Here is a 13,177-nt window from a genome sequence, read left to right as displayed (position 1 = left end):
GCCTCATCGTGCGTCGCACAGCAAGAATGCAAATTCAGCGACGCGCCCCCGCGACATCGAATTTTCAATAAATGGCGCTAACTAGGCAGATCGTACGTTTCGGCATCGTCGGGCTCGTCTCGAACGTGGTGCTTTATGGGCTCTACATCATCGCGACGAGCCTCGGTGTGCAGCATACCGTCGCGATGACGGCGGTGTTCACGCTGGGCGTCATCCAGACGTTCGTGTTCAACAAGCGGTGGTCGTTTGCCTACCGCGGGCCGGGCGGCAGCGCGATGCTGCGTTACGCGATTGCCTATGTAGCAGCCTATGGCATCAACCTGACGGCTATGCTGGTGCTGGTCGACGTCGAAGGATTCCCGCATCGCGTCGTTCAGGCCGTCATGGTCGTGGTGGTTGCGATTTTCATGTTTCTTGCCCAACGGCTTTGGGTATTCCGAAGCCGGTCTATCTCGGTCTGACTGTCAATGAAACGCTGTCCGAATTGCGGCGATACCGGTGTCGACGCGTCATGGAATTGCCAGGCTTGCGGCGCGGCGCCACGTCGAGTGGGTGAGGTGCTGGAGTTGGCGCCCGCACTGGCATCGGTCAACGACGGCTTCCGGGCCGAGCATTTTCACCCGCTCGCAGAAGTCGAGGAGCGCAACTTCTGGTTTCGCGCCCGTAACCGGATCATCTCCTGGGCGGCGCGGCCCTTCATGCGCGCCGGCGCCACGTTCTGCGAAGTGGGATGCGGCACCGGCTATGTGCTTGCCGGTCTGGCGAGTGCCTATCCTCACGTGAAATTCTCGGCCACGGAGATTTATTCGACCGCACTGTCGTTCGCCGCGACACGTCTGCCGTCTGCATCGTTCTATCAAATGGATGCGCGCTCCTTCGCCTTTGCCGACGAGTTTGACGTCATCGGCAGTTTCGATGTGCTTGAGCATATCGAAGAAGATGAAGCCGTCATGCGCGAGTTGCATCGCGCGCTCAAGTCGAAGGGCACGTTATTGCTGACTGTCCCGCAGCATCCGTTCCTTTGGAGCCAACAGGACGAGCAGGTATGCCACGTGCGTCGTTACACGCGCGCAGACATTCGCGCCAAACTGGAACGCAACGGGTTCCGGGTAACGCTGGCCACCTCGTTCGTCTCATTGTTGTTTCCGGCGATGCTGGCATCTCGCAAGCGATCGCGCGTCGACGACGCCGAATACGACATGACGGCAGACCTGCGGTTGAGCCGACCGGTCAACGCCATCATGGGGGCCGTCATGGGACTCGAATTCGGCATGATTCAAGTTGGTGTACGCTTTCCGTTTGGCGGCTCGCTTCTGATCGTCGCACAAAAGACTTCGTGATCTTGACCAATGCCCGCATGAACTCGACGCTTCCTCACGCAATACCGTTCAATCGACCGTACATGACGGGCAATGAGCTAACGTACATCGCGCAGGCGCACACGCTCGGCAAGCTTGCCGGCGACGGGCCATTCACAGCGCGCTGTCAGGCGTGGCTCAGAACCCAGACCACGAGCCATCAGGCGTTGCTCACGCACTCATGTACCGCGGCGCTGGAAATGGCGGCACTGCTACTCGACTTGCAGCCGGGCGACGAGATCATCATGCCGTCCTACACCTTTGTGTCGACGGCGAACGCCTTCGCGCTGCGCGGTGCCACGCCGGTGTTCGTCGACATTCGTGAGGACACGCTCAATCTCGATGAGACGCTCGTGGAAGCCGCGATTACGCCGCGAACTCGGGCGATTGTGGTGGTGCATTACGCGGGCGTGTCGTGCGAGATGGACACATTGCTGGCGATTGCGGCCAGACATGGGCTCAAAGTCGTGGAGGATGCGGCGCAAGGTGTCATGTCGCGTTACAAAGGGCGTGAATTAGGTGCCATCGGCGACATTGGAGCATTCAGCTTCCACGAGACGAAAAATGTCATCAGTGGGGAGGGCGGCGCGTTGCTGGTCAATCGCGAAGCGTTGGCCCAGCAGGCCGAGATCATCCGCGAGAAGGGAACGGACCGGAGCCGCTTTTTCCGTGGCGAAGTCGATAAGTACACGTGGCAGTCGATCGGCTCGTCGTTCCTCCCGGGAGAAATCACCGCAGCGTTTCTGTGGGCCCAGTTGGAGCAGGCGGAGTCGCTGACCCAGCGTAGGCTGGCATTGTGGGACACCTACCACGCATCGCTCGCCGAACTCGAGCATCGAGGTGTCATTCGTCGCCCGGTGATTCCGGCGGACTGCGAGCACAACGGGCACATGTACTACGTATTGCTTGCACCGGGACTCGACCGCGACCGGGTCCTGCAATACCTCAAGTCCGTCGGCGTTCACGCCGTATTCCACTACGTGCCGCTGCATTCCGCACCGGCGGGCATCAAAGCTGGCCGCACCGCAGCCGCCCTTCCCGTCACCGATGGGCATTCTGCACGGCTGATCCGTCTTCCGATGTGGATCGGGCTGACGGCAGAGCAGCAGGCCCACATTGTGCAGGCGCTGACCGACGCGGTAGCCCTTGGCGCGCAACGATAAGGCCCACTGGCGTCGGTCAACCGATGCCGACGGCAAAAAAACAAAAACCCCGTGAGCCTGAGGCTTGACGGGGTTGATGCTTAAGCATCTGAGGAAACCAGGTGTTATATGGTGGAGCGGAGAGGGGTCGAACAATGTCGCTGAGAGCCTTCGGAAGGGCAAAAGGGGCACACATCAATCTCGGAGATGCCCCCAAAAACAGGCTTTGCGCCTGCTCATTGCAAAATGCAATCCAATTCCCGACCGCTTTGCCTTCCTCGTCGAGTCGTTCGCGGGAACTGACTTCCTCGAAATTATGGCAAGCAAATTGTTCCTGACGACACGATACCGATTGCGCCTCGCCGGAAGGTGCCATCGCGGCCTTCGTCGAAGTCAACGAGTTATCTTCCGTCTTACTCCACGCACAACTGCGTACTGCACTGGAATTGGTGTGGGCGTTTGAGACAATTATTCGGTGCATCGCATCGATAGTCTCCAAACCGAACAGATAGCGGTGTCAGGCAACAATGTCATTGTCAAAGATCAAGCTCAGCCCCGTACACCCTAAGCCAGTTTTTGCGCTCTCGGTAATCCGGCAGAACCTTGTCCACTTCGTTCCAGAAAGCGTTCGAATGATCGCGGTAATGAAGGTGGCACAGTTCGTGGACGATGATGTAATCGATGATGGTGAGAGGAGCCATCAGGCACTTCCAATGAAAGTGCAAGTCGCCATTTTTCAGGCACGACGCCCATCGATATCCAAGGTCCTTGATCTGCACCGAGCCAGCTGCCACTCCCACCCTCGGCGCGAAGTAAGCCACTCGCTTCTGAATGCGAGGTAGCCCCGTTTCCTTGTAGAACCTCTCGAATGCCCCATGTGCGGCTTTCTTCCCCCCCGATTCCACAACAGATCGCAACAGACAGAAACGACCATATTTCAGTTTCACCGGCTCGTCCTGACCCGTAACCAGTTGCAGGCGGTAGCGGCTGCCGAGATAGAGAAATGACTCGCCGCTGACCCATTCTCGGGTAACGTGTGTGGCATTGAGGTCACGCCATTCGGCTAGGTTTCGGTAGATCCACATCCGCTTGCTGCGCACGGTTTCGTCTACCTGTTCTGGCGTCATTCGCTTGGGCGGACGAACGGTGATAACGCCATCACGTTCGATGACGATGTCCGTGGTCTGCCGATCAGATCCAGGCAGAAGCTGGTACTCGATGTCTCGAACGTGCCGAACCTGCATCACGCGGCTCCCGCCCGGGCGGTGTTGATGAGTTCATCGTGCCGGTTTTTGGCCAGCTTCATGATCTCGATCGCGACACGCTCGCGGTTCAGTTTCAGATCTTCCATGCCCGACTTGGCGATTTCCGTTTTCAACAATCCACGTACACGTTTCTGCTTGTCGGGGTTTTGCCAGAAATCGATGCTGGCAATAGTTTCCTGCAATATCTCCACGGTGGTTTCCATCAGTGCCTTGAATGCGGGTTTGTCCCCATCATTGACGAAACCACCGGCGAAGCCAAGCTGAATGATGTATTCGTAAAATGTCGTGGCCTCCTTGCTCATTCCGTCTTCGCCTTGCTGCCTACCGGCAATGGCCTCATGGCGCAACTCGGCCAGCTTTTCTGCCAACAAATCCCACTGATCGTGGTGCTTTTCGATAAGGGCGTCGACCTTCTCAGATAAGCTCTTGTAGAATGCAGGATCCTCGTCTTGGTGCACGGTGCAGTGCTTGCGGATTGCGTGCTCCATTTCGCTGGCCTTGGCTTCGCTGTTCTTGCCTGCGTGCGCTGCCAATTTTTCAAGAAAGTCTTCGGCCAGCAACTCCACCGGCGCCACTTTGGGATTGATCCCCAAGCTGATCAAATGCTCATTGATGAGCGCCTTGACCTTTTCACCCGCACTGCCCAAATTGAGGCTCTCGTCTTTGTAGCGCTCTTTGCACACTTGCAGGATGTAGCCAAAGCGCTTTGCCGGAACACGGTAAGGCTGGGCTGAACTGTGTGGAAGAATGATGTCCATGCTCATGAGGAACTTCTTGAAATACACCTCGAAATCCGCACGCTGCTTTTCGTCTTTCAGTGCCTTCACCGCTTCATGCACCACGACTGCATCCGCATCCAAATTGGGCAGCTCGCCATTCACAAAGGCCTTGATCTGTTTCACGCCCAACGCCGTGAATTGCTGCAACAGGCGTTGATAGCGCTCATCCAATACTGGCAGTTCAGAAGTGATGTTCTGCATGCCGTCGTGCAATTCTTGTAGCTCATCGCTGGCGGCGTACAGCGTCAGCGCTTCAGTCAGGTGATTGGCAAGGCCGATGTAATCCACGATGTAGCCGCGCTGCTTGCCCTTCTTGACTCGATTGGTACGGGCAATGGCCTGCAACAGGGTGTGCTCGCGCAGCTTTTTGTCGATGTACATCACTTGCTCAATCGGCGCATCAAAACCGGTCAGCAGCATGTCGCACACGATCAGGAAGGCAACGCCTGTGTTTTCCTTGTCCGGATCTTCCAGATCAAAACTGCGACAGAAGTTCTCGACCGCACTCATCCGTTGTGCCTGTTTGCGCGCGCGGGTGATGTAAGCGGGCTCATTGGTGCCGTCGGATGACACAGCCACAGCAGTTTTCAGGAATCTCAAGCGCTTCAGCAGCTCGGCGTCGGGCGCGGTCTGCGCCTGCTCCTTAGTAATTCGCTCGGCCAGTGCGACTTCAATGCCTGCCTGATAACGAACACAGGCCAGCTTGGAGTGACACACCACCTGCGCTTTGAAACCATTGGGCAGGATGTTGTCGACGTAGTGTGCGACGAGATCACGCGCAATCGCGTTGATTCGATTTTCTGCTTCAAGGATGTCGCCCGTGGCGCCGTACTTTTTCTTGATCGCCAGCAGCTCCTCGTCGCTGCGGTCACGAAACAAGTCTTCGAAGGCTTCGTCGAACGCGTGCTTTTCATTCAGCGCGCTGTCGGCCGTTTTGCCTTCGTACAGAATTTGCAGCGTTGCGCCGTCGTTCACCGCGTCCAGCAAACGGTAAGTGTCGATGTACTCGCCAAACCGCTTGTGAGTTTTCTTCTCGCCGTGGCGTTCGGTGATCAAGGGCGTGCCGGTGAAGGCGATGCGTGCCGCGTTGGGAAATGCCTCGAAAAGGTTGTCGCCCAGATCGGAACTTTGCGTACGGTGCGCCTCGTCGATCATCAGGACGATACGCTCCGAGGTGTTGACGACACCGAAGGTCTTGCTCGATGGCATGGCCAGATAGGTGCCCAGTGCTTCGGCTACGGTATTGGTAAGAGTCTGCTTGTGCTCCTGGAACTTGTGCACCATCACCATGTTCACGTCCGAACTGTCCGTGGAAAGATGCGCGCGGAGGCCCTGGCGGCTTTCAATTACGTTCACGCGCCCACCTATCAGTGTGGCAGTCTTGCCCAGCTGTTCTTCCAAATCCTGCCGGTCGTTCACCAACACGATTTTGTAGTCGTTCAAGTCTCGGCTGGCCCGGATCATCCGTGCCAAAAGCACCATCGTCAGCGATTTGCCCGACCCTTGCGTGTGCCACACCACACCACTGCGATCCATGGCCGATTCGCCCTCGCGCAAGCGCTGCAAAATCTTTCCAGCCGCACGGAACTGCTGGTAACGACATAACACTTTGACGCGCGGACCACCGTCGGTATCCATGAACACCGCGCTGGTGCGCAGAATTTGCAGCAGATTGGCCTTGGTGAGCATCCCAGCAATTAACAATTGCTGGGAATTCAAGCCTTCCTTGGTGGCATAATCTTGTGGGTAAAGCGTCTTCCAGGCGTAGAAATGCTCTTCGCCCGAGGTGATGGTCCCGTAGTCAGACTCGAGACCACAACTGCGAATCAACATCAGGTTGCTGTGAAATAGACGCGGTTCGCCTTCTCTCAGGCCGGCGTTTTCAGTTTCCTTGCGCATGCGCATATAGCGCTGCAGTTGCACAAAGGCTTCCTGCATCGGGTTGGCACAAGTTTCCGAGCCTTTTTTGCACTCCACCACGCACAGGGGGATGCCGTTCACGAACAGCACGATGTCCGGGATGATGAAGGCCTTCACGCACCCTGGCGTGTCGATGCGGAACTGATTGATCGCGTGGAACTGATTGTTCTCTGGCTTGTGGAAATCAATCAGGCGCGCCACCGGGTCGGCCTCGCCGGTCAGCTCATTATCGTCTACCTGGGCTTTGAACAGCAGTGCCTGAATGGTTTCATTGGCTTCCAGCAGGGTGCGATTGGGCTGGCGCAGCAGTTGTTGCAGCAAATCTTCCAGTTGCCGGTCTGTCAGCCATTCGCGCCCATCATCGGTGCGGTTGATGGCGCGCACGGCGTTGCTGAACACTTCAGGCAGCCACCACTGTCGAAAGTTGGCGCGTAGGCTGGGCGCAGCATCCCGCGGGATGCCAGCGCCCTGGTCGATCACCGTCCAGCCTTGAGAGGCCAGTTGCTGGAGGAACGGTTGCTCGACTTCGCTGTATTCACTCATCCCTGGATCCCCTCTGTGTGGCTGTTACCGGCAAGTTTTCAGGCATCAGCCAGCTCAGTTTCATTGATCTGGACCGGCACTTTACCGGTGAGCAGGTCTTGCATCAGGCCGAATTTTTGAGCAAAGAGATTCTCGACGCTAGATTGCTGGGCTTGAATGGCCGCCTGTATTGCTTCGAACTTTGCGATGAATGTCGCCTGCTCGCTGAGAGCAGGTACGGCGACAACCAAGCGCTTCATGTTTCCTGTATTAATTCGTGGTCGTGTTACGCCTTGCTCATAGCGTCGAATTTGCTGTCGCGCCAATTCGCTATTAAGAAAAAGCATAAAAAACTTGTTGTGCATAGTTTCCTCCACGCAGCGTGTACGGAAACAATCAGCCTTATTGATTGCAGGCGGCAAATCTTCAGGATAGGTGCAAGCGCGACCAACCGGGTAGCGCTCCTCGCCCAATCCAGCAATTAATACATCACCGCCCACAACCTTGTTTCTGACCAGATATGCGGCGTGTCGATCAGATACATACGCTCGATCACTATCGTTGTATTGGTATTCCGCAACATTCTGCAAACGAACTACCCGAACACCAGGATCGGCGACATAGTGCTCGGTTTTCAGATTTGATCCAAATGGACCATCCGCAACCGAATCAACGACAGCTGAACAGTCCTTTACCTCCCATTCCCTCGGAATCCATCCAATCGCCGTTTCCTGATACAGCTCAGGCGCTTCACTGCGCGGCGGGCGCAGTTGGCCATTGGCCAGCACGCCACGGGTGAACAGGTCGTGCATCAGCCCGACCTTGATCTGCTGATATTTGGCGATCAGCGCTTCGGTTTTTTCGATTGCTCTGTCTGTGGCTGTGAGGATGGCGGCGATTCTTTTCTGGCGCGCAGCCCCGGGATTATTGAATGATGTCTTCGCCAACCAGTTACGGTTGATGCTTGGTACGCCCGTTGCTTCGTTGAGCTTGGTGAGATCGAAGTTCAGCAGACAGAAATAGAGCCAGTCTAGGTCAACATCATCTCTCGGGATAACTGCATAGGTCGTGTCGGCCGGCCAGAACGGCACCTTAAACAAATGGGGAGTACCTAGCGACCCTTTTCTGGCGACGACGATGCCGAACTCGAACATGGATTGATTGGCCAAGCCGTAGATGCCACCGGTTCCGACAATCGGAATGTTCCCGTCTACAGAAGCGACCTCATTCGGCGATTTTCCGTAATGAATTTTAGCCAGTATTTCAAGGCTGTCACGCATACCCCAACTCCACCAAGAATGCCTGAAGGGCTTGCGCAGCATCATCGCGCTCGGCCTCAATCTGTTTGGCCGTAACCGCGTACTTGCTCCACAGGTTTTCAACCGCGGCGATGCTGGCGCGCTGATGGGCACGCAGGTACTGGCGATAGCTTTCGAACAGCACCTTGCTCAGGCGCTCAACAATCACCACGCGAGCTTCGTCCTTGCTAATCTTCAGTCGCGCCTGCTCGACCAGCTCGTCCTTCTTGGCTTCGGTCGATTTGATGGCAGCCTTCAGGGCCCTGGCTTCATCTTCCAGTGCTTTGTGTGTGGCCAGTTTGGCTTCCGCGCGACGAGCCGTGGTTTGGGCCTGCTGACCGGTCGTCATGGCCTGTTCGATCACGGCTTCGATGGCAGAGGTGTGGCCGACCGATGCAGCTAGGTCGAGCACACGCTGACCATTGCCAAACTGTGCTTCCTTGGCGGTGAAGCCATCGCTGCAGTGATGGCCCTTGTCGGTGCTCTTAGGGAGCATGCCTGTCGCCTTGATCTCGGTGAACAAGTCGCCCACCGCACCCTTGAGGGTTTTGAGCTGTGCCTTCCATTCGGCTGTGGCTTCTTTCAGTTCATCCTTCAGGGTTTTGACTTCATCGGCCGGCAACACGCCGGTTTCATCCGTATCTTCGAAATCTTCCTCGCTGGCGGCGGCAAACAGCGCTTGTAAATCGGCCAGCCGCGCGTGTTGCTGCTCAAGCTCGGTCAGCACCTGCGGGAACTGGCTTTGCAAGATGTCTTCATCCGGGATCAGTTCCGGCCCCCAACCACTCGCGGCAATAGACTTGAAGTCAGAAGCCAGCAGCTTGTAGTAGTTGGCGAAGGCGCCACGCACCTGATAGCGGCTGAGCAGGTACTGCCCTGAGAACGTCCTCTCAATGCTGTCTAGCAAAGTGGCGCGCATCTGGTAGACGTTGTTGGCGCGACCATGCTGGTTTTCGGCATCAGGGGCGAGTGCCTCGATGATGGGTAAATGTTGTTGCCACCAGGCCTCCAGCTCGGTCATGAACTGAGTTTGCCGCTCAGTAACTCCGGGGTTGTTGTTGATGTGCTGTGCAATGGCACGCTTGTCTTGCAGTGCGACCGCGAAGTCGGCATAGGGCACGCCGCCGGCAGAAGCTGCGCGCGGAACGAAAGTGCTTTCACGCAGGCCAATGTAGTTTTGCCAGAAGTGGCCGAGGGCATCCACCTCGCTGACGGGCACGCCGCCGTGCAAATGGGCGCGCACGTCGTGTGGCTCTGGTGGCGGTGAATTGTCCACATAGCGACGGATATTGCAGTTGTAGTCTTCGGCCCTAATCTTCTCAACGGAAACAAGTTCCGCGTAGCCTTTGACGTTCTCTCTCGCACGGTAGGCATGCACGATTTTGTCGATGTCTTCGGGACGCAAATGGTTTTGTGCCTTGCCTTCCCGGAATTCACGGTCGGCATTGATGAAGAGCACATGATCGCGTTGTGCGGCGCCAGCCTTGTTGAGCACCAGAATGCAGGCCGGGATACCGGTGCCATAAAACAGGTTGCTGGGTAAACCAATCACGGCTTCCAGATAGCCCTTGTCGATGAAGTACTGACGCGCCTCGCGCTCTTCACCACCACGGAACAGCACGCCGTGCGGCATCACCGTGGCCATACGACCATCTCCCTTGAGCACGGCCAGCATGTGCTGGACGAACATTAAATCGGCCTTTTTCCCTTTTTCGGGCATCCAGACCGGAAAGCGGCCAGAGTGCTTGATGTCCTTCTTGATGTAGTTCTGGCTGAAGGGGGGGTTGGCCAAGACGCGATCGAAGCGCATCAAGTTGCCATCTTCTGCTTGATGTTGAGGCTCCCGCAGCGTGTCTTGTTGGTGAATCACCGCATGGGAAATACCATGCAGCAACATGTTCATTTTACAGATGGACCAAGTGGTGCCGATCTTTTCCTGCCCAAACAGCGGCAGGTTTTCCGGGTTGCCGCCACATTCGCGCACGTAGTCGCGTGCCTGAATCAACATGCCTCCCGACCCTACGGTAGGGTCGTAAACGCGATGTTCTTCTTTGGGGTCGCAAATTTCGACGCAGACACGCACGACCTCGGTTGGCGTATAGAACTCTCCTGCCTTCTTGCCAGCCGAGTCGGCAAAGTGTTTGATCAGCCATTCGTAGGCAGCGCCCAGCAGATCCGGGAATTCGAAATCGTAATCTTTGAGGGGGATCTTTTCGAAGTTCTGGATGAAGTTGACTAGGGTGTCGTCGTCCAGCGTGTTCTGGCCAATCTTTTTATTGAAGTTGATGTGCTTCAGCACATCTTGGAGAGCGTCTGGGTTTTCCTCTTCCAGCGCCGCCAGTGCGATGTTCAGTTTGGAGCCGACGTTCTCCTTGATGTGCTTGAGCGCCGGGTGATTAATTGTTTCTGTGTTCCCTTCGTTATCCGTCTTGATTTCGATCCAAGGTTCATTCCAGCGCGCACACGCGGGCACAAAGAAGTATTTGCCAGAGTACTGATCCGAGTCTTTTAGATTGAGCGCGACATCGGCATCCGATAGCCCGGCAGCTTTGCCTTCTTTCTTGATCTCTTCACGGCGTTGGTCGAACAAATCGCTCGCGCGCTTGAGGAACAACATGCCGAAGATGTATTCCTTGTATTCGCTGGCGTCCATATTGCCGCGCAGGTCATCACAGGCGGTAAGCAACAGGCTTTCAAGTTTGGCGAGAGTGAGCTTGGCAGTGGGCATATGGTCTGGGTTGCTGTGTATTCGTTAACGGGTGGCGGCTGGCTGCAGGGTCAATCCAGCACCACCAGGAATTCGGTGGCCAAAGCTTCGGGCCGGACGGCACGGGACTCTGGGCTGCGGTTCAGCCGCACCAGCCCATGACTCTCCATCGTGCGCAAGGTGCGTGACAAATTGCTGGCGGCACGGCCTGACAATTCAGCCAATTCCAGTACTGTGCGCGGCTCACGCTCGCGCATCAGTCGCAGTAAGGCGCGATTTTCATCAGAGAGCACGCCGGCCAATTGCCGCCATGTGTCGAACCAGACCGTGGGGGTTGGCTGATCAAGGTTTCTCGCTGCCGGTTTGCCTGAACGGATGCCGATCACCGTGCGCATTTCTTCGGTCCCTATTGTGATTTAGTGATATTATCATGCGGACACACTATCCGTCAGCAGCAAACATCATCGGCTCGCCAGTATTTGCGGGGCATCAGACTTCTACGCCGCCCTCATTCACTCGCTCAGCCATATGCAGCCCCTCCAGCCCCAAGATGCCAAGCGTCAGCGTGGCCAGTGTGCCGACATCGAACGACAGTAAACGTACCCGACAACCTGCTCGTCATCGGCACGATCAATACAGCGGACCGCTCCATCCTCTTGCTCGACACCCCGCTCCGCCGCCGCTTTGCGTTTAAGGAGCTGCTACCGGAACCGCACCTGCTTCGAGCCGGCGCCATTGCAGACATCACACCGAGCACTTGGCTACGCCCTGAACAGACTAATCGTCGAGAAGCTCGAACGCGACGGCCGCAACCTTCAAGTCGGCCACGCGTACTTGATGCCCGGCGGCAACGCATGGTCACATTGGTGAGATATTCCCCGACGAGCTGTGGCCGCTTTCACAAGAGTGCTGCTACGAGGACCCTAACAAGCTTGCCAATATATTTGCACCAGACAAAGGCGGCGTGTTCGACCGTGAAACCGCGAACCTTCGATTCGACCTCTTCAAGGCAAGCCATGAGGAAAAGCTCGCCCAAGCGCTCATCACCGTCGTAACGGCGCCAAAGGCCGGCGCAAGCCTTTCCTGCAATACCTCAGTTTTAGGATTGTTTTTTTGGCCCAGCATTACTCTGATGCACGCGAGTTACAACTTACATGCGACAGACTTGCAGTCGAGCGTAAACATGGTGCGCACCGGGCTCAACGCAGGCTATAAAAAGCAAACTCAAACGAGTGCGGACGGTCGATCCGGAGCATATCGAATGTAGAGCCAGTGTGGTTTGCGGTCTGAGCCCGAGAAACAGAAAGTGTCACATACATACCATCCTGCGTAACACAGGTCATACTCGTGTGTGTGCGCTGTTGCATCGCTGTGATCTTCGGATGACGTTCGTGAGACAGCAGTGCGTTAAAGACGGTTCACTCAGCGCGAGCATTGCGCTTGTCTACCTGTAGTCGGGATAGACGTCGTAGCTATACTCCATGGTGCTCGACACACATCTGATTGTGGGCGCCGTCGACGTCCGTCTGCGCGCTGGAAAAGCACGTTGCCTTCTACGTACACGATGATTTTCAAATAACAGAATTAAATATATTTTCTTTTACTCTATGTTCCTATGGATTCCAATATATTCCATCAGCCGCGGCGATCGGCAGGAACGCATATTGACGATGGACGAATGCCCACTCAAGATATATGCGAGACGTTGCGTTGGAGCAAATCATGCCGGCCGTCAGGAGTTTCACCCGAACGCAGCGGGAGGCACTTGGCCGCAGGCTGGATGCACTACCGGAAAAGGCGAAAGACGATCAGCATCTCAAGGTGGGAGATGGCGTTCAGTCCATTCGGGCGAAAATCAGTACGGCGCGCGATAAGGGTTACACCCTCAGCGAACTGATAGAGCACGCAGCGCAGGAAGGGATCGACGTGAATCTCAATTCGTTGAGGTATGCGATGCGACGCGCTGAAAAGACGCGAATCCGTCGCGAAAGCAAAGAACCGAAACGAACTTATGGCGCTGGGACAGCACGGGCAAACAAATCGACCCGGACAACTACGGAACGGGACAGCCTTCCGCTGGCGAAACCACAGCAGAATCGAAGTGGGCAAGCAAACATGCCTGAGGTAACACAGAGGCAGGGCTACCTCGGATTTCCTATCAGTCCTGATACCGAAAATTTGTAGAG

General features: G+C 56.2%; 9 protein-coding genes. 4 read left to right on the top strand and 5 right to left on the bottom strand.

Annotated features, from left to right (window positions below; translation table 11 throughout):
- Nucleotides 1-71: 71 nt before the first annotated feature.
- The 3 genes from A9762_RS24495 to rffA are packed head-to-tail and all read left to right on the top strand — an operon-like array spanning nt 72 to nt 2,521.
- Entirely contained in the window at nt 72-461 is a 390-nt protein-coding gene (locus A9762_RS24495) for a GtrA family protein (RefSeq protein WP_069344567.1), read from the top strand.
- Nucleotides 462-467: 6 nt separating this feature from the next.
- Complete coding sequence (locus A9762_RS24490; protein ID WP_083254259.1) at nt 468-1,340, top strand: bifunctional 2-polyprenyl-6-hydroxyphenol methylase/3-demethylubiquinol 3-O-methyltransferase UbiG; 873 nt, start codon at nt 468-470, stop codon at nt 1,338-1,340.
- A gap of 17 nt (nt 1,341-1,357) precedes the next feature.
- Nucleotides 1,358-2,521, top strand: coding sequence for a dTDP-4-amino-4,6-dideoxygalactose transaminase (gene rffA / locus A9762_RS24485; protein ID WP_069344635.1), 1,164 nt, complete (start codon nt 1,358-1,360; stop codon nt 2,519-2,521).
- Nucleotides 2,522-3,036: 515 nt separating this feature from the next.
- Here rffA and A9762_RS24480 read toward each other — a convergent pair.
- Genes A9762_RS24480 through A9762_RS24460 form a run of 5 tightly spaced genes read right to left on the bottom strand, consistent with a single transcriptional unit; the run spans nt 3,037 to nt 11,386 of the window.
- The gene (locus A9762_RS24480) at nt 3,037-3,744 is read right to left on the bottom strand and encodes a M48 family metallopeptidase (RefSeq protein ID WP_069344566.1); all 708 of its coding nucleotides are present in this window, start codon (nt 3,742-3,744) and stop codon (nt 3,037-3,039) included.
- Nucleotides 3,744-7,007: a type I restriction endonuclease subunit R gene (locus A9762_RS24475; RefSeq protein WP_069344565.1), complete on the bottom strand. Its 3,264-nt coding sequence runs from the start codon at nt 7,005-7,007 to the stop codon at nt 3,744-3,746. Before A9762_RS24475 ends, A9762_RS24480 begins: the two co-directional genes overlap by 1 nt.
- A gap of 38 nt (nt 7,008-7,045) precedes the next feature.
- Nucleotides 7,046-8,266, bottom strand: coding sequence for a restriction endonuclease subunit S (locus A9762_RS24470; protein WP_069344564.1), 1,221 nt, complete (start codon nt 8,264-8,266; stop codon nt 7,046-7,048).
- Nucleotides 8,259-11,012: a type I restriction-modification system subunit M gene (locus A9762_RS24465; RefSeq protein ID WP_069344563.1), complete on the bottom strand. Its 2,754-nt coding sequence runs from the start codon at nt 11,010-11,012 to the stop codon at nt 8,259-8,261. Before A9762_RS24465 ends, A9762_RS24470 begins: the two co-directional genes overlap by 8 nt.
- A 50-nt stretch (nt 11,013-11,062) precedes the next feature.
- Entirely contained in the window at nt 11,063-11,386 is a 324-nt protein-coding gene (locus A9762_RS24460) for a helix-turn-helix domain-containing protein (RefSeq protein WP_069344562.1), read from the bottom strand.
- A gap of 1,315 nt (nt 11,387-12,701) precedes the next feature.
- On the opposite strand from A9762_RS24460, the gene A9762_RS24455 reads away from it, so the two are divergent.
- Entirely contained in the window at nt 12,702-13,175 is a 474-nt protein-coding gene (locus tag A9762_RS24455) for a hypothetical protein (protein ID WP_240493701.1), read from the top strand.
- Nucleotides 13,176-13,177 lie beyond the last annotated feature (2 nt).

The organism is Pandoraea sp. ISTKB (assembly GCF_001721285.1).
In the GTDB taxonomy this organism is placed as follows: Bacteria; Pseudomonadota; Gammaproteobacteria; order Burkholderiales; family Burkholderiaceae; genus Pandoraea; species Pandoraea capi.
The sequence above is the reverse complement of the archived record's forward strand: the minus strand, read 5'-3'. Positions and strand labels throughout refer to the sequence as shown.